Origin of the sequence: Amycolatopsis sp. cmx-4-83 (genome assembly GCF_046548815.1) — a bacterium.
GTDB lineage: Bacteria > Actinomycetota > Actinomycetes > Mycobacteriales > Pseudonocardiaceae > Amycolatopsis > Amycolatopsis pretoriensis_A.
In genome coordinates, this window is sequence record NZ_JAEBEF010000002.1 from 288,804 (window position 1) to 304,903 (window position 16,100).

A 16,100-nucleotide genomic window follows, 5' to 3' on the forward strand; every position below is an offset into this window, starting at 1 on the left:
AAAGTTCCGTCTCGACCGCTCGAGCGCGCAACTTTCCCTATGAAAGTGACGCGTCAGCCGGCGAGCTTCACGCCGATGTCGCGCAGCCCTTCCAGATCGTGCACGTCGCCGGCCAGCGCGGGCACCCTCGCCAGCGCCACCTCCGGGTGCGCCCGGGTGAACCGCGCCAGCAGCCGCTCTTCGCGCGCGGCCAGGGCGACGCGGTCCGCGTGCAGCCGCAGCACCGCCTCGGCCAACGGCGCGTTCTGCAGGTTCTCGGCCGCCGCCAGTGCCTCCGCGGCCGAGAGCGACGCCAGTACCGGGTGCGTGCGGTTCGCGATCAGGCCGGCCAGCGGCATCGACTCCGAGGACAGCCGCTCGACGAAGTAGGACGCCTCGCGCAGCGCGTCCGGCTCCGGGGCGGCCACCACCAGGAACGACGTACCCGACGAGCGCAGCAGCTCCGCCGTCTTGCGGGCGCGCTCGCGGAAGCCGCCGAACATGCTGTCGAACGCCTGCATGAACGCCGAAGCGTCGGTCAGCAGCTGGCCGCCGATGATCGTCGACACCGCTTTCGCGAACATCGAGAACCCGGCGTTGACGACCTTGCGCAGGCCCCAGCCGCCGGCCTTCGCCGGGCCGGTCAGCAGGCGGATCATCCGTCCGTCCAAAGCGGACGACAGCCGGGTGGGGGCGTCCAGGAAGTCCAGCGCGGAGCGGCTCGGCGGGGTGTCCACGATGATCAGGTCCCAGTCGCCGGTCGCCGCGAGCTGGCCCAGCTTCTCCATCGCCATGTACTCCTGCGTGCCGGAGAACGACGTGGAAATGGTCTGGTAGAAGGGGTTCTTCAGCAGCTGCTCGGCGCGTTCCGGCCCGGCGTGCACGCGCACCATGTCGTCGAACGTGCGGCGCATGTCGAGCATCATCGCCCACAGCTCGCCCTTGGGCTCGAAGCCGTCGACCTGCACCTGCTTCGGGTGGTTGCCGAGTTCGCGCAAGCCCAGCGCCTGGGCCAGCCGCCGCGCGGGGTCGATGGTCAGCACGACTGTCTGGCGGCCGCGCTCGGCCGCGCGCAGCGCCAGCGCCGCGGCCGTCGTGGTCTTGCCGACACCGCCCGAGCCGCAGCAGACGATCACACGGCTTTCCTGGTCGTCCAGCAACGCGTCGATGTCGACGGTGGTCACAACCGCACCCCCTGCTCGGTCAGGGCCTCGGCCAGCTCGTAGAGGGCCGCGACGTCGATGCCGTCGGTCAGGTCCGGCAGTTCGAGGGTGGGCAGGTCGGCCTCGGCGAGCTGCTCCCGCGCCCGCTGCTCGGCGGCGACCCGCACGGCGTGCTCGACGGTCTCGTCGACCAGCGCTTCCAGCGTCTCCTGCGGCAGCTTCAGCCCGGCCGACGCGAGCCCGTCGCGGACGCGCGAGGCGTCGACGCGGCCGTCCGCGGCGGCGGTCACCGAACGGGCCGGCAGCCGCGGCGGTCTGACCCGGTTGACCAGCACCGCGCCGGGGCGCAGGTCGGCGCCGTCCAGCTCGGCGACGGCCTCGACCGTCTCGCGGACCGGCATCTCCTCCAGCAGCGTGGCGAGGTGGATCACGGTCTCGCCGGAGTGCAGCAGCTTGACGACGCCGTCGGCCTGGCCGCGGATCGGGCCGGTCTTCGCGAGGTCGGTCAGTGCCTTGGTGACGTCGAGGAACTTGACGACCCGGCCGGTCGGCGGCGAGTCGACGACGACGGCGTCGTAGGTGTGCCGCCCGTCGGACTCGGTGCGCCCGACGCACTCCTTGACCTTCCCGGTGAGCAGGACGTCCCGCAGGCCCGGCGCGAGGGTGGTGGCGAACTCGATCGCGCCCATCCGCCGCAGCGTCCGGCCGGCGAAGCCCAGGTTGTAGAACATTTCGAAGTACTCGAGCAGCGCGGCTTCGACGTCGATGTGCAGCGCGCGCAGCTCGCCCCCGCCGGGGACGGACGCGATGCGCTGCTCGGCGTAGGGCAGCGGCTCGGTGTCGAAGAGCTGGGCGATGCCCTGGCGGCCTTCGACTTCGATGAGCAGCACGCGCCGGCCTTCGCGGGCGAGCGCGAGCCCGAGCGCGGCGGCGAGCGTCGTCTTGCCGGTCCCGCCCTTGCCGGTGACGAAGTGCAGCCGGGCGCGGGCAAGCTCGTCGGTCCAGCCGGCATGGGAAGTGGTCACTTCTTCACCCTAAATCAGCTCTCAGCTGGCCAGCAGCATGACGCTGACCGCAGCGGCGACCGCCGCGACCAGTGCCCAGGCCACGGCGCCGGGCAGCACCGTGAGGGTGAGCACGCCCACCACGAGCAGCAGGGTGAAGGTGATCACGCCGCCGACGGCCACCTGCCCCGAGCTCTGCGTCCGATCGCGCACCTTCGCCATCACGACGAGCACCAGGGGGAGTCCGGCCGCCGCGAGCAGCGCCGTCGCGATCACGCGCCAGGTATCCACGGGCCAACGCTAGCGACGTGAGATGAACCACACGACGGCGCGTCGCGCGCCGTTTTCCGGCGGTGGCACCCGGCGCCCTTGCCCGCTTGGCTACGCTCCCGACCTATGAGCGCCACCAAGTGGGAGTACGCGACCGTCCCTCTGCTGATCCACGCGACGAAGCAGATCCTCGACCAGTGGGGCGAGGACGGCTGGGAACTGGTCACCGTGCTGCCGAACCCGACGGGCGAGCAGCACGTCGCGTACCTCAAGCGTCCGAAGGGCTGATCCGTGAGCTGGAGCGAACGGCTGAAGGAACTCGGCATCGAGCTGCCCGGCGTGGCCGCTCCGCTGGCCGCCTACGTGCCCGCCGTCCAGAGCGGGAAGCACGTCTACACCTCGGGCCAGCTGCCCTTCGTCGACGGCGTGCTCGCCGCGACCGGCAAGGTCGGCGCGGAGATCAGCCCGGAAGAGGCGAAGGGTCACGCCCGCACGTCGGTGCTCAACGCGCTCGCGGCCGTGCACGCACTGGTCGGCATTGACAACGTCGCGCGGATCGTCAAGGTTGTCGGCTTCGTGGCTTCCGCGGAGGGCTTCACCGGCCAGCCCGCGGTCGTCAACGGCGCGTCCGAGCTGCTCGGCGAGGTCTTCGGCGACGCGGGCATCCACGCCCGCTCGGCCGTCGGCGTCGCGGAGCTGCCCATCGGCTCGCCGGTGGAGGTCGAACTGATCGTGGAGGTGCAGTGATGGATCCGGACATCGAGCAGTCCACGCACGAACTGCTGCTCCGGCTGGCCGGGCGGCTGCCCGACCAGCTGCTGTGGCGGTTCCGCGACTGGCTCGGCGAGGGCGCCATGGGCACGCTCGCCCGGACCCTGCCGAGGTCTTTGCTTAAGCACAGGATCGATCTCGACCAGACGGAGTACCGGCTGCTCGTGGCCGGTCTCATCCCGCACGGCGCGGACTGGCACCAGGTCAGTTCGACGCTGGGGGTAGACGACGTCACCGAGAACCGGTACACATTCACGTCGAGTGCGCCCGAATGGGTTAACTCGGTCGACTCCGTGTCCGTGTTGATCCACGCAACGTTGCGGGGACGCCCGGACGTGGGGGAAGTGCGGCAGAGCTGGCGACACGTCGGTGTGGTCGGGCAGGGAACCGCCAAGCGCGTCCTGCTGATCACCGCACAGGCGGGGTTGCCGAGGCTGACCGGCGAGCTGCAGCGGGTGCTGCGCGTTCTGGGCGACGAAGAGCCCAGCGTCGAAGTCATCCCGCCGCGCTTCGACCTGCCGGGTTACCACCGGGCCGCGCTGGCCGACTCAGAGCTGGTCTGCGTGGGCGCGGTGACGGGAAGCCGGCTAGTAGCCGCATAACGCTCGCCCGCCAGCGAGCTGGGAGGGAGCAAGGCAATGGTGGAGGTCCACGACGGCCCGCCCATGGACGGGTTCTCGGTGCCCCTGCGCCTGCACAACCTGTTACTGGCCCTGGCGGGCCGGATCGACGACAGCGCACTCACCGAAGCACGGGAGCTGATCGCCCGTGCCCACATCGACGAGGCGGTCGAGCTGACCACCGGCACGCTCATCGCGGGCCGGATCCCGGTCAGCTCCGCCGAACAGCGCGAGCTCGCGCTGGTGCTCGAGATGAGCCGTTCGGACGCGACGCTGGCCAACGATCTGCTGGTCGACGAGGCCGAGCCGGTCAACGCGCACCGGTTCACCGGCGAGAACTCCCCGGAGTTCGGCATCGCCGAGGCGCTCGACCGGACGCTGCAGGTGCTGCCGGACGTCCGGTCGGTGCACGCGGTGTGGCGCAACACGCCGGCCGGCAGCGTGCCGGGCGCGCTGCCGCAGCGCGTGGTGCTGGTCGAGCTGGGACCGGACGGCAACCCGCCCGCCGTCGCGTTCCGCGTCGACACGGCGCTGCGCCGGGCCGGGATCCACTCGGTCGTCGAGGTCAGCGGTCCGGGGGTGGCGCACTCCGAGTACCACCAGGCCGCTTCGGCGGCCGCGTCGCCGGCCTGGGTGACGGGGGGCACGACGTCGAGCACGTCGTCCTTTCGGCCGGAGCCGGTCGTCAAGCCGCCGGCCCCGGTGAGCCCGGAGCCGGTCGCGGAGTCGGGCAGCAGGCACAGCATGCGCTCGAGCAGCCCCACGACGGCGCCGGTCGAGCCGGTCGCCCCGGTGGTGCCGATCGTGTCGCCGCCGCCACCGGCCCCGGAACCGCCCCGCAAGATCCGGGCCGAACGGTCCGAGACCCGCGCGGAGCGCACCGCCGACCTGACGCCGGCCGAAGTCGCGCAGTTGCGGCAGGCGCTGGCCGAAGACCCGGAGAAGGGCCGTGAGATCGCCGCGGGCAAGCCGTCGATGCACGAAGTCGTCGAGCTGCCGGCGCTGGACCTCGACGACCCGAGCCTGAGCGAGCGCGACCGGGCGCTGCTGCGCGAGCTGCACGCCGAGCTGGCCGAGCGCGAGCGGGCCGAGGCGGCGAAGATGCGGCTCAACGGCGCTTCCCGCTCCGGCGGCGACCAGCGCGGCTGGACCGCTCCCTAGGCTTTGCAGCACAAAGCCGCACTTTCACGTGAAAGTGCGGCTTTTGCTGTGTCCGGGATGCCACAACTGGGCGACGGAACGTCGGGCGGCGGAGGTATGTTGCCCGGGTGGAGCAGCCAAAGGAGTTCGTCTTCGACATCCCGGTCGGCGCCGGGGTAGCCACCCGCGCCAACTCGGACGGCCCGCCGGCGACGCCGAAGGACGCGGCCACCGTGATCCTGGTCCGGGACGGCGCCGACGGCGTCGAGGTCTTCCTGCAGCACCGGGTCAAGGGCATGCCGTTCGCGGGCGGGATGACCGTGTTCCCGGGCGGCGGGGTGGACCAGCGCGACGCCGACGCGTCGGTGGCTTGGGCCGGCCCGGCCCCGTCGTGGTGGGCCTCGCGCTTCGGCTGTGACGAAGCCCTCGCGCGGGCGCTGACCTGCGCGGCGGTGCGCGAGACGTTCGAGGAGTCCGGGGTGCTGCTCGCGGGCAGCTCGGAGACCGTGCTCACCGACGTCGTCCCGTACGCCGCCGCGCGCCAGGCGCTGGAGACGCGAGAGGTGTCGCTGGCCGGGTTCCTCGCCGACGCGGGCCTGACGCTGCGCGCGGACCTGCTGCGCCCCTGGGCGCACTGGATCACGCCGGAGCAGGAGCCGCGCCGCTACGACACCCGCTTCTACGTCGCGAAGCTGCCGGAGGGCCAGCAGGCCGACGGGGCGACGTCGGAGGCGTCGAGCTCCGGCTGGCAGCGTCCCGAGGAGGCGATCGCCGACGCGCGCGAAGGCCGCCGCATGCTGATGCCGCCGACGTGGCTGACGCTGAGCGAGCTCGCGCAGTTCGCGACCGCCGAAGACGTGCTGAACGCGCCGCGCGAGATCGTCCGGATCGCGCCGACGCTCATCCGCGAGAACGACCACGTCCGCGTCGTGCTGGAGAAGCGATGAGCGCCCCCGCGTACGGCGTGCTGCGCCAGGTCACCGCGACGGCTTCGGTGCTGCTGGAGAACAACCCGTCGTCGATGACGCTCGAAGGCACCAACAGCTGGGTGCTGCGGGCGACGCCGGGCACCCCGGCCGTCGTCGTCGACCCGGGGTACCGCGACCTCGAGCACCTCGAGCTGCTGGCCGGCGTCGGCGCGGTGGAGCTGGTGCTCCTCACGCACTTCCACCCCGACCACGCCGAGGGTGCGCCGTGGTTCGCCGAGCGCGTCGGTGCGCCGGTGCGGGCGTTCGACCCTGCGCTGTGCGTCGGCGCGTCGTCCTTTGTGGACGGCGAAGTGATCTCGGCCGGCGGCCTCGACCTGCGTGTCCTGCACACCCCCGGGCACACCGGCGACTCGGTGTCGCTGGTGCTCGAGGGCCAGGTGCTGACCGGCGACACCATCCTCGGCCGCGGCACCACGGTGCTGCACGACCTCGGCGACTACCTGCGCTCGCTGCGGAAGCTCATCGAGCTGCCGGCGGGCACGACCGGGCTGCCCGGGCACGGCCCGGAGCTCCCCGATCTGCCGGCTACCGCGCGTGAGTACCTCGCGCACCGGGAACAGCGGCTCGACCAGGTGCGTTCGGCTCTTCGGACGCTGGGGTCGGACGCCACCCCGCGCCAGGTCGTCGAGGTCGTGTACGCCGACGTCGACCGGGCGCTGTGGGCGCCCGCCGAACTGAGCGTGCAGGCGCAGCTGGACTACTTGCGGTCGGAGGAACAGGGATGAGCAACGTCGAGGTCGAGTTCTACTGGCGCCCGGGGTGCGGGTTCTGCGCCGCGCTGGACCGGCCGATGTCGAAGAGCGGCTTCAACGTCCGGAAGATCAACATCTGGGAGGACCCGTCCGCGGCCGCGCGCGTGCGCGAAGTCGCGAACGGGAACGAGACGGTCCCGACCGTCATCGTCGGGTCGACCGCCATGGTCAACCCGTCCTTCGCCGAGGTCGAGGCCGCCGTCAAGGCAGCTTCGGCGGGCTGATCGTGCTGGGCCGCTTTCCGTGCAGGAAGGCGGCCCACACTTCGCGCAACCCGGGTTCCGTTTCGAGGCCTTCCGGGGCGCCTTCGAGCATCGGCGCGGGCCAGACGTCGTGGGTGCCGAAGAGGAACGGGATGTCGATGCAGTGGCAGGCACCGAACCGGTTGCCGGGCGCCTGCCAGTCGAAGCGGTAGGTGACGGCGTCGAGCTTCTCGATCAGCTTTTCGCTGGTGAAGAAGCTGTTGGCGGTCTCGATCGCTTCTCGCGGCGCATCGGGGACGAAGGCGCGTAGCTCTTCTCGCGTCCAGCTGATCAGCGCGGGCCCGCGTGGTGCGGCCTCGATGAGGTCGGCCGCGACGAGGTCGTCGTCGGCGACCAGCTGGAACGGCGGTTCGATCGAGCCCGGCTTCCCGGGTACCGCGAGCTGCGCGGCCAGCACCCGCTCGACCGGCGCGGTCCGGATGTCCTCGCCCGCCAACGCCTCGGCGAACCGCCCGGCGGCCACCGCGGCTTCGTCCGTTGTGGACGGTCGCATCCCGAGCGGCGCACTCTGCAACGCGATCCGCTTGATCAGGCCGTGCGCGCGCGGCGACGACCACAGCGCGAGCGTCGACTGCGCACCCGCGGACTGCCCGCCGAGGGTGATTTCGGCCGGGTTCCCGCCGAACGCGGCGATGTTGTCCCGCACCCATCCGAGCGCGGCGAGCTGATCGGCGATCCCGAGGTTCGGCGGAATCCCTTCGGCGCACAGGAAGCCGAGCACGCCCAGGCGGTAGTTGAGCGTGACGACGACGGCGTCGGCCTCGCGCGCCAAGCGCGTGCCGGTGTACCAGACCTGACCGCCCGAACCGCTGGAGAACCCACCGCCGTGGATCCACACCAGCACCGGCCGGCTCCCGGCGGCCGACGGCGTGAAGACGTTGAGGGACAAGCAGTCCTCGCTCTGCGGCAGGGGCATCGGCCCGAGCGCGTGCTCCAGTCGCGACGGCGGCTGCGGCGCGGCGGGACCGGGTTCGAGCGCGTCCCTCACCTCGGTCCACGGCTTCGGCGGCATGGGTGCTTCGAAGCGTTTCGCGGTGGCGTAAGGGATTCCCTTGAACGCGCCCTGTGCGCCGCGCACCGGTCCGGTGGTGGTTTCGACGATCATCGTGCCTCCTCGAAGTACAGTGCGGCGCCACCCGCGTCCTCGGCGCGGACGAAGAACCCGTCGGCCCGGGTGGTGGTCGGGACGTGCTCCTCGACCAGCTTCCGCGCTTTCGCCAGGTCGGCAACCGCGACGCCGTGGGCGGCGAAGAACGGGAGTTCTTTCGGGAGTTCGCCGGGCAAAACGGCGTCGAGGTCGCTGACGCCGACGATGTCGGCCAGTGGCCGGCCTTGCGTGATCACGGCGTACCTCTTCTCGAAGGCGGCGACTTCGTCGTCGGGCACGACCAGCAAGATCCCGGCGACCCCGCGGGCACCGTTGGGGTGGCCGAGGTAGCGCGGCTGGTGGACGTACTCCGGCGTCAGGTGCTCGGCGGTGTGCAGGATGCCTTCGGGTGTCCGGTCCCGGCTGACGTGGACGCTGCGGAAGCGCGCGGTGCGAGTGCCTTCGGGCAGTTCGACGTCCCGTTGCAGCTTCAGCACGCCCGAGTTCGAGAGCCCGGCTTCGCGCAGCCGGCGTTCGGCTTCCTCGGAGTCGTCGACGCCGAAGGAGCAGCCGTGCAGACCGTCGCCCCGCGCGTCCAGGATGGGCAGGACCCGCCACGGATCACCGGCGGTTTCGTCGACGATGCCGATCAGTTCGAGGAACGAGTCCCCGAAGTAGGCGCAGCGGTTCGCGGTGCAGCTCGGCACGAGTGCGCCGTCGCCGGGACGGGACGCGAAGTGCGGCGACGGCGGGCTCAGCGTGAAGCCGAGTTCTTCGTAGCGCCGCCAGGTTTCGGCGTACTTCCTGGTCAGGAAGACGGTGTGGTCGATGTTCATGCCCCCGAGCCTGGTCTCCGGCCGGCCTTTTCTCCGTTCGTCGAGTATTTGTGCCCGGAATCCGACACGAATTAGGCTCGGCTGGTGGAATCCGGCTTGCTCGACGAGCTCGACCGACGCTTGGCGCACGCGCTGCAGCTGGACGGCCGGGCGTCGTTCAGCACGATCGCGTCGGTGCTGGGCGTCTCGGACCAGACGGTGGCCCGCCGCTACCGCAAGCTGCGCTCGTCCGGGGTGCTGCGCGTGGTCGGCGTCCCGGAGGCGGCCCCGCTCGGCCAGGTCCACTGGCTGATCCGCCTGGGCTGCGTCCCGGACGCGGCCGCCCCGATCGCCGCGGCACTGGCCCGCCGCGACGACACCCAGTGGGTGAGCCTGATGTCCGGCGGCACGGAGATCGTGTGCTTCATCCGCGCCCCACTGCGCGAGCAGGCGGACGGCCTGCTGCTGGGTCAGCTGCCGAAGACACCCCGGGTGGTCTCGATGACGGCGTACCGCCTGCTGCGCCGTTTCGCCGGCGGCCCGGCGGGCTGGTCCGGCCGCTCGAGCGCGTTGTCCCCTTCGGAAGCGGCCGCGCTCCTTCCCCCTTCGACGCCGACGACCTACCGCCCAGAACCCGGCGACCCGGCCCTCCTGACCGCGCTGGCCCACGACGGCCGAGCCGACATGTCGACTTTGTCGGCGGCTTCGGGTCGTTCGGAGTCGACGGTCCGCCGTCGCCTGGAGGCCCTGCGCACGTCAGGCGCGCTGTACTTCGACGTCGAGGTGGACGCGGCCCTGCTGGGCTACCCCCTGACGGCAACCCTCTGGCTGACGGTGGCTCCGTCAGCCCTGGAGTCGGCCGGCCAGGCGCTGGCCTCCCACCCGCAGGTCGCCTTCGCGGCGGCCACGACGGGCCCGTCGAACCTGGTGGCGAACGTCGGCTGCCGCGACGACGCGGCCCTGTATTCGTACTTGGCCGACGACATGGGCGGGTTGCCAGGCGTACGCCAGGTGGAGACGGCCCCGATGATCAGGACGCTGAAGCGCTTCGGCACGGTGCCGCCGGTGTAGCGCCAACAGCCCGAACCACTCGGATCGCCGAGATCATCGGCTGAGCATCGGCATCAGGTAGTACGTCAGTTCCACCTCCCCGGGTTCCGCCGCCCGCAGGATGCATGCCCGCATCCCCGGCTGGATGGACAGCACCACCCGCTCCCCGTCGAACGCCTGCAGTGCGTCGAGCAGGTAGCGCGCCTGGAACGATGGTGACGTCCGGTCGCCGGTGACGTCCGCCTTCAGGGTTTCCTCCGCCTCGCCCGTGTCCTGGCGAGCGCTCGCCAGGCGGACTTGGGCGTCGCCCACCTCCAGCGTGAGGACCCGCCGATCCTCCGCGTACACCCCCACGCGGCGGACGGCCGCCGCGAGCGCGTCCGCCGTCAACGTCACCGTTGTGTCCACCGCGCCCGACTGGATCGAGTCCTCCGACAGGAAGCCCGCGTCCAGGACCGCCGTGCCGACCAGGCCGCCCGGCCAGCTGACCCCGAACCGGCCCGGGCCGACGTGCAGGCCGACGCGGCCGCGGGCCTGGCGGGCCGCTTCCGACAGCAGGGCCGCCGGGACCAGGACGTCCAGCGCACCCGGTGACAGCAGTGGCAGGCGCGCCACCGCCATCCGGTAGCGGTCCGATGCCGTCAGTGTCAGCCGGTTGCCCGCCGACTGGAGGCGGACGCCCGTGAACAGCGGGAGCGGGTCGTCCTTCGCCGCCGTTCCCGCGACGATCCGCAACGCCGAGGCGAACGCCGCACCGTCCACTTCGGACACCTGGGCGGGCGGGCCGGCGGCCGCCTCGGTGTCCGGGAGGAGCGGGAGCGCGAAGCGGGCGTTGTCCAGCCGCAGGGCCAGGCGGCTGCCTTCGACGACCAAGCGCACCAGCTCGGCGTCGAGCACCTTGAGCGTCTCCACCAGCGGCGCCGCCGGGACGACGACCGAGCCGTCGGTGTGCGTGGTCGCCGGGCAGTCGAACCGGACGGTGAGATCCGGGTCGCTGCCGGCGACCGTCAGCCCCGCCGAACCGGCACGCAGCCGCAGCCCGGCGCGCGCGGGCAGCAGCCGCGACGCGGCGGAGACGGCCGCCGAGAGGCGGTGGGCAGGAGCGGTGACGTCCATGCCCGCCAAGCTAGCGGCGACCACCGACAAAAACCGCAAACCCGCAGCTCAGGGGTCGTGAGTGAGCAACAGGGGTAGAACACGGTTTCCCACTCACGACCAGCCGCGGCAGACCTACTGACCGGCGCCGACCAGCGTGGGCGAGCCGACGGACGCCGGCGGCGAAGCCGGTCGCATCGTCCCGCGCAGCAGCCAGACCCCCACCGCGAGCACCAGCCCGGCCACGCTCGCCGCCAGGAACGCGGCGCCCGGGCCCGCGTGCTCGACCAGGTAGCCGCTCACCGACTGGCCGCCCGCCAACCCGAGCGTCACCGCCGTCAGCACCCAGCCGAAAGCTTCGGCCGCGGTCCCGGCCGGGGCGACCAGCTCGATCGCCGCCGAGTGCGCCGTCGACTGCGGCGTGATCAGCGCGCCCGCGAGCAGCATCATCAGCGCCAGGCCCCACAGCGACGACGGCCACGCGAGCAGCGCCACCAGCGCGCCGAACCCGCCGAGCAGCGCCGGCAGCCGCAGGCCCAGCTGGCGCGGCCACGGCCGCAGGCTGTACGCGACGCCGAACGCGACCGAGCTCAGCGACCAAGCCGACAGCAGCAACCCCCCGAACGAGGGAGAACCGGCGTCGGTGGCCGACGCCGGCACGGCGACCTCGACAAACCCGATCACCACGCCGAAGCCGAGTGCGGCGAGCGCCAGCGTCCGCATGCCCGGGCTCGAGAGCGCGCCCAGCAGGGAGCCGGACGGACCCGGAGCCGGACCCCAGTCCCGGACCGCCGGGCTCAGCGCGAACAGCAGCGCGCCGGTGAACTGCAGCGCGACGCCCAGCACCAGCCCGGTCCCCGCCCACGGCGCCAGCACCAGCAGCCCGGCGACACCCGGGCCGAGGATGAAGAAGACCTCCATGCTGATCGCCTCGTAGGAGAACGCGGCGTTGCGCGCGCCACCCGGCGGGAGCAGTCGCGTCCACAGCGCCCGCGACGCCGACCCGACCATCGGTTCCGACAGCCCGGTGACCGCGCCCAGCGCGACGAGCACGGCCGTCGCCGCGTGCGACTCGATCGCCGTCACGAGCGCCGCCATCGAAAGCGCCGACAGCAGCGCGAAGACGAGCAGCGGCCGTGTGGGCCCGAACCGGTCGATCAGCCTGCCCTGCACCACGGCGCCGACCGACACCCCGACGAGTGAACCGGCCGAGACGAGCCCGGCGGCGGCGAAGGAGCCGGTCTCGCGCTGGACGTAGAGCAGGGCCGAGATGCCGATCATGGCGATCGGCAGGCGGGCGAGCACGGACGCGACGGCGGGCCGCCGGGCCGCGCGGGTCGTCAGCGCGGTGCGGTAGTCGGCGAGGGACGTGCGGCTTTCGTGGTTCGAGGCAGACTGGGACACGCGTGCCAGTATGCCGCAGAGTGGTACGTGAGTACCAGTTATTTGGCGGTCAGGTGCGTCACCGGCGACTGCAAGTGGATCATGACTGGTCTCGATCCGGTAACAGTCACGATATTCTCCGTGAACTCGTGCAACGAAACGGCCCAGGTGGCGTCCTTGAGAGTGAATGGCCTTGAATTCGTGGGTATGGGCCGTGATGGTTGAACAACAGCACAGAACCCAGCTCCCTCCGGCATATGGGTCGGGGCCTGGCCCGGAGGGCGGGGAGCGCGGATCGTCGGGGGATGGTCCGCGCGACAACGAAGAGCCGGTGCGCCACGTCGGGGGTGGCGCCCGGCTCTTTGTTTTGGGCAAGCACTGTGTTCCGGGTGCGAAGAAGGCCCCTCACCGAGGTGAGGGGCCTTCGCCGTGAAAAGACTCAGCGAGCGCGGCGGGCCAGGCGCTCCGGGTCCAGGATCAGCACGCTCTTGCCTTCGAGCCGCAGCCAGCCGCGGTGGGCGAAGTCGGCGAGGGCCTTGTTGACGGTCTCGCGCGAGGCGCCGACGTACTGGGCGATCTCTTCCTGCGTCAGGTCGTGCGTGACCCGCAGCAGGCCCGCCTCCTGGCTGCCGAACCGCTGCGCGAGCTGCAGCAGCGCGCGCGCCACGCGGCCCGGGACGTCGGTGAAGATCAGTTCCGCGACCATGTTGTTCGTCCGGCGCAGGCGGCGCGCGACCACGCGCAGCAGCTGCTCGGCGATCTCCGGGCGGGTCGAGATCCACTGGCGCAGGGCCGGGCGGTCCATGGTGACCGCGCGGACCTCGGTGACCGTGGTCGCGCTCGACGTCCGGGGGCCGGGGTCGAAGATGGACAGCTCGCCGAACATGTCGGACGGGCCGAAGATGCCCAGCAGGTTCTCGCGGCCGTCCGGCGACTTGCGGCCGATCTTCACCTTGCCGGACTGGATGATGTACAGCTTGTCGCCGGGTTCACCCTCGTTGAAGATGACATGGCCGCGGGGGAACTCCACGGATTCCAAGGTCTGGGCCAGCGCCTCCGCCGCTGCCGGCTCCACACCCTGGAAAATGCCCGCACGGGCCAGGGTTTCGTCCACCTCGGGTGCCTCCTCGTCGAGAAACGTTCACGCCCCTCCCTTGGCTGGAGGAGCGTGACGCCGATCACTTGCGCGTCAGTCTAGGGCGTACTCCCGAGATCGCCCGTCGGACGCGCGGCCCGCCGAAACGATCTCGTTCGAACGTGGAGCCTAACTCCGCACGCGACGCGCGCGTAGCCTGGCTGCCCGTCCGCCCAGCCTACGGAGCCGGAACAGCTCGAGGGCCCGGCCGATGCCGTGCCCGTAGAGCGCCCTGACCTCGTTGGGCTGCGCCTGCTCGAGGAACTCTTCGACCTCGTTCTCCTGCACCGCGACGTGCTTGAGCCTGCTTTCGACGCGCTCCATGAAGAGCGCGAAGAACATGATCACGAGGGGGACCAGGATGACGAACCAGACAGTCATGACCGGACCCCGAAACACTCAGTGAAAAGCATCTACTCCAGATCCTCGCTCATGGCGGCCGGAAAACTGCGCCGAGGTGGTGCTCTGGCGTGTCGGTGTCCACCGGTGCACTGACCGGCCCGTCCGACGGCGCCCGTAGGCTATCGGGGTGCCTCCTGCCACCACGAACGCCCCCCGTGAGGGCGCTGGTGAAAGCCGATTGGCTCTGGTGAGACGCGCCAGGCGGATGAAGCGTTGCTTGGACGACGTGTATCCCGGCGCCCACTGTGAGCTCGACTTCACCACGCCACTGGAACTGCTGGTCGCGGTCGTGCTGTCCGCGCAGACCACCGACGTCCGGGTGAACCTGGTCACGCCGGCGCTGTTCAAGCGCTACCGGACCGCCGCCGACTACGCGGGCGCCGACCGCACCGAACTGGAGGAGTACCTCCGGAGCACCGGCTTCTACCGGGCCAAGGCGAACTCCGTGATGGGGCTCGGCGCGGCGCTGGTCGAACGCTTCGACGGCGAGGTGCCCGCCAAGCTCGACGACCTCGTCACCCTGCCCGGCGTCGGCCGCAAGACCGCCAACGTGGTGCTCGGGAACGCCTTCGACGTCCCCGGCATCACCGTCGACACGCACTTCGGCCGGCTGGTCCGGCGCTGGGGCTGGACGGCCGAAGAGGACCCGGTCAAGGTCGAGCACGCGATCGGCGAGCTGATCCCCCGCAAGGAGTGGACGATGCTCTCCCACCGGGTGATCTTCCACGGCCGCCGCGTCTGCCACGCCAAGAAGCCCGCGTGCGGCGCCTGCCCGCTGGCCAGGGACTGCCCGTCGTACGGCACCGGCCCGACCGGGTTCGAGGAAGCCGCGAAGCTGGTCAAGGGTGTCGAAAAGGACCACATCCTCGCCCTGGCGGCGCCCCGGTGACGAGAGTCACCAAGTGGGCGCTGGCCGCCGCGGTGCTGGCCGTGGCGCTGATCGTCGCGCTGCTGCCGCGCGGGGGTGACGACCGCGCCGCGAAGCCGTCCGAGGACCTCGCGCCCGACCGGTCCGCGGCGGCGCTCCAGCCGTGTCCCGCGCCGGGCTCCGCGCCGCCGGTGAAGCAGCTCGAAGGCGTCAAGGCGGACTGCCTCGGCGACGGCGCGAGCGTCGACGTCGGCCAGGCCCTCGCCGGCGCTCCGGTGCTGGTCAACGTGTGGGCGTCGTGGTGCCAGCCGTGCCGGACCGAGCTGCCCGTGCTCCAGGAGTACGCGAAGCAGCCGGGCGCCGTGCGCGTCCTCGGCGTCCAGGTGCAGAGCCCGGCGAAGGACGGCTTGAACCTCCTGGCCCGCCTGGGCGTGCACCTTCCGTCGGTGTTCGACGGGGACGGCGGCAGCGGCCCGGTCCGCGCCGCGCTCAAGGTGCCCTCGGCGCTCCCGGCGTCCTACCTGGTCACCGCCGGTGGCGAGGTCCGGTTCATCGCGAATCCCCGCACCTTCGGGAACACTGACCAGGTGCGCGCGGCAGTCGAGGGGGCATCGTGATCGGACCACTGGTCGAGCCGGAGTCGGTGCCCGAGTGGCTGCGGCCGCTGGTCAAGGTCAGCGGCGACGTCGACGCGAAGACGTTCACCCGGTTCAGCCCGCCCGAAGCCGCGTACACGCGCGCCGCGGCGGTCCTCGTCCTCTTCGGCGAGCGCGAAGCCGACGGCGAACCCGACGTCCTGCTCCAGCGCCGCGCCGACACGCTCGGCTCGCACGCGGGGCAGGTCTCGTTCCCCGGCGGCGGCGCCGAGGAGGGCGACGGCGGCCCGATCGGCACGGCGCTGCGCGAGGCCGAAGAGGAGACCGGGGTCGTCCCGGCCGGCGTCCGGCCGGTCGCGGTGCTGCCGGAGCTGTTCGTCCCGGTCTCCAGCTTCGCGGTGACGCCGGTGCTGGCGCACTGGGCGGAGCCGTCGCCGGTGCGCGCGGTGGACCCGGCCGAGACGGCGTCCGTGGCCCGCGTCGCCATCGCCGACCTGGTCGACCCCGCGAACCGGTTCACGGTCAAGAAGGCCGGCGCGCCCTGGAAGGGGCCCGCCTTCGAGGTCAGCGGCCTGTTCGTGTGGGGGTTCACCGCCGGGTTGCTGTCGGTCCTCCTGAGCCTGGGAGGCTGGGAGCGCGAATGGGACCCGGGCGACGTCCGGGACCTCGACGAAGCGCTGGCCGCCTACCGCGCGCGGGTACTAAACGGGGAGTGACA

The 16,100-nt window shown here is 71.8% G+C and carries 20 protein-coding genes; 11 read left to right on the forward strand and 9 right to left on the reverse strand.

Annotated features, from left to right (window positions below; all coding sequences use genetic code 11):
* Nucleotides 1–53 precede the first annotated feature (53 nt).
* The 3 genes from ACLJQM_RS06380 to ACLJQM_RS06390 are packed head-to-tail and all read right to left on the reverse strand — an operon-like array spanning nt 54 to nt 2,437.
* Nucleotides 54–1,163 carry an ArsA family ATPase gene (locus ACLJQM_RS06380; RefSeq protein WP_360777637.1) on the reverse strand — a complete coding sequence of 370 codons (1,110 nt, stop codon included), beginning with the start codon at nt 1,161–1,163 and terminating at the stop codon, nt 54–56.
* Nucleotides 1,160–2,167: an ArsA-related P-loop ATPase gene (locus tag ACLJQM_RS06385; RefSeq protein ID WP_247017276.1), complete on the reverse strand. Its 1,008-nt coding sequence runs from the start codon at nt 2,165–2,167 to the stop codon at nt 1,160–1,162. Before ACLJQM_RS06385 ends, ACLJQM_RS06380 begins: the two co-directional genes overlap by 4 nt.
* Nucleotides 2,168–2,188: 21 nt before the next feature.
* Complete coding sequence (locus ACLJQM_RS06390; protein ID WP_360777634.1) at nt 2,189–2,437, reverse strand: hypothetical protein; 249 nt, start codon at nt 2,435–2,437, stop codon at nt 2,189–2,191.
* 105 nt (nt 2,438–2,542) lie between these two features.
* Between ACLJQM_RS06390 and ACLJQM_RS06395 the strand changes: the two genes are divergently transcribed.
* The 7 genes from ACLJQM_RS06395 to ACLJQM_RS06425 all read left to right on the forward strand — a co-directional run bounded on the left by ACLJQM_RS06395 (nt 2,543) and on the right by ACLJQM_RS06425 (nt 6,912).
* Complete coding sequence (locus ACLJQM_RS06395; RefSeq protein ID WP_086679227.1) at nt 2,543–2,704, forward strand: DUF4177 domain-containing protein; 162 nt, start codon at nt 2,543–2,545, stop codon at nt 2,702–2,704.
* 3 nt (nt 2,705–2,707) lie between these two features.
* Nucleotides 2,708–3,163 carry a RidA family protein gene (locus ACLJQM_RS06400; RefSeq protein ID WP_247017280.1) on the forward strand — a complete coding sequence of 152 codons (456 nt, stop codon included), beginning with the start codon at nt 2,708–2,710 and terminating at the stop codon, nt 3,161–3,163.
* On the forward strand, nt 3,163–3,789 hold the full coding sequence (locus tag ACLJQM_RS06405) for a hypothetical protein (RefSeq protein ID WP_247017282.1): 627 nt from the start codon (nt 3,163–3,165) through the stop codon (nt 3,787–3,789). Before ACLJQM_RS06400 ends, ACLJQM_RS06405 begins: the two co-directional genes overlap by 1 nt.
* 36 nt (nt 3,790–3,825) lie before the next feature.
* Nucleotides 3,826–4,968 (forward strand): hypothetical protein, encoded by a 1,143-nt coding sequence (locus ACLJQM_RS06410; RefSeq protein WP_360777632.1) that lies wholly within the window; start codon nt 3,826–3,828, stop codon nt 4,966–4,968.
* A 107-nt stretch (nt 4,969–5,075) separates the two neighbouring features.
* Entirely contained in the window at nt 5,076–5,894 is an 819-nt protein-coding gene (locus ACLJQM_RS06415) for an NUDIX hydrolase (protein WP_247017286.1), read from the forward strand.
* A complete protein-coding gene (locus tag ACLJQM_RS06420; RefSeq protein ID WP_410630437.1) occupies nt 5,891–6,661 on the forward strand; it encodes an MBL fold metallo-hydrolase in 771 nt (256 codons plus the stop codon). The genes ACLJQM_RS06415 and ACLJQM_RS06420 overlap by 4 nt, the downstream gene beginning before the upstream one ends.
* Complete coding sequence (locus ACLJQM_RS06425) at nt 6,658–6,912, forward strand: glutaredoxin family protein (protein WP_247017290.1); 255 nt, start codon at nt 6,658–6,660, stop codon at nt 6,910–6,912. Before ACLJQM_RS06420 ends, ACLJQM_RS06425 begins: the two co-directional genes overlap by 4 nt.
* On the opposite strand, the gene ACLJQM_RS06430 is transcribed toward ACLJQM_RS06425, so the two are convergent.
* Both ACLJQM_RS06430 and ACLJQM_RS06435 read right to left on the reverse strand, forming a co-directional pair.
* Nucleotides 6,890–8,056, reverse strand: coding sequence for a carboxylesterase family protein (locus ACLJQM_RS06430; protein ID WP_410630438.1), 1,167 nt, complete (start codon nt 8,054–8,056; stop codon nt 6,890–6,892). The genes ACLJQM_RS06425 and ACLJQM_RS06430 overlap by 23 nt on opposite strands.
* A complete protein-coding gene (locus tag ACLJQM_RS06435) occupies nt 8,053–8,874 on the reverse strand; it encodes a VOC family protein (RefSeq protein WP_410630439.1) in 822 nt (273 codons plus the stop codon). Before ACLJQM_RS06435 ends, ACLJQM_RS06430 begins: the two co-directional genes overlap by 4 nt.
* 84 nt (nt 8,875–8,958) lie before the next feature.
* On the opposite strand from ACLJQM_RS06435, the gene ACLJQM_RS06440 reads away from it, so the two are divergent.
* Nucleotides 8,959–9,924 (forward strand): Lrp/AsnC family transcriptional regulator, encoded by a 966-nt coding sequence (locus ACLJQM_RS06440; protein WP_410630440.1) that lies wholly within the window; start codon nt 8,959–8,961, stop codon nt 9,922–9,924.
* 33 nt (nt 9,925–9,957) lie between these two features.
* Here the strand turns inward: ACLJQM_RS06440 and ACLJQM_RS06445 are convergent, their stop codons facing one another.
* From ACLJQM_RS06445 to ACLJQM_RS06460, 4 genes are all read right to left on the reverse strand, one after another.
* Entirely contained in the window at nt 9,958–11,019 is a 1,062-nt protein-coding gene (locus tag ACLJQM_RS06445; RefSeq protein ID WP_410630441.1) for a DNA polymerase III subunit beta, read from the reverse strand.
* A 114-nt stretch (nt 11,020–11,133) separates the two neighbouring features.
* Nucleotides 11,134–12,402, reverse strand: a complete 1,269-nt coding sequence (locus ACLJQM_RS06450; protein WP_410630442.1) for an MFS transporter — start codon at nt 12,400–12,402, stop codon at nt 11,134–11,136.
* Between the two features lie 418 nt (nt 12,403–12,820).
* A complete protein-coding gene (locus ACLJQM_RS06455; RefSeq protein ID WP_003081747.1) occupies nt 12,821–13,495 on the reverse strand; it encodes a Crp/Fnr family transcriptional regulator in 675 nt (224 codons plus the stop codon).
* Between the two features lie 150 nt (nt 13,496–13,645).
* Nucleotides 13,646–13,897, reverse strand: a complete 252-nt coding sequence (locus tag ACLJQM_RS06460) for a hypothetical protein (protein WP_013230551.1) — start codon at nt 13,895–13,897, stop codon at nt 13,646–13,648.
* A 226-nt stretch (nt 13,898–14,123) separates the two neighbouring features.
* On the opposite strand from ACLJQM_RS06460, the gene nth reads away from it, so the two are divergent.
* Genes nth through ACLJQM_RS06475 form a run of 3 tightly spaced genes read left to right on the forward strand, consistent with a single transcriptional unit; the run spans nt 14,124 to nt 16,098 of the window.
* Nucleotides 14,124–14,807 carry an endonuclease III gene (gene nth / locus ACLJQM_RS06465; RefSeq protein ID WP_360777612.1) on the forward strand — a complete coding sequence of 228 codons (684 nt, stop codon included), beginning with the start codon at nt 14,124–14,126 and terminating at the stop codon, nt 14,805–14,807.
* Nucleotides 14,804–15,403: a TlpA family protein disulfide reductase gene (locus ACLJQM_RS06470; RefSeq protein ID WP_247017306.1), complete on the forward strand. Its 600-nt coding sequence runs from the start codon at nt 14,804–14,806 to the stop codon at nt 15,401–15,403. Before nth ends, ACLJQM_RS06470 begins: the two co-directional genes overlap by 4 nt.
* The gene (locus ACLJQM_RS06475) at nt 15,400–16,098 is read left to right on the forward strand and encodes an NUDIX hydrolase (RefSeq protein WP_410630443.1); all 699 of its coding nucleotides are present in this window, start codon (nt 15,400–15,402) and stop codon (nt 16,096–16,098) included. Before ACLJQM_RS06470 ends, ACLJQM_RS06475 begins: the two co-directional genes overlap by 4 nt.
* Nucleotides 16,099–16,100 lie beyond the last annotated feature (2 nt).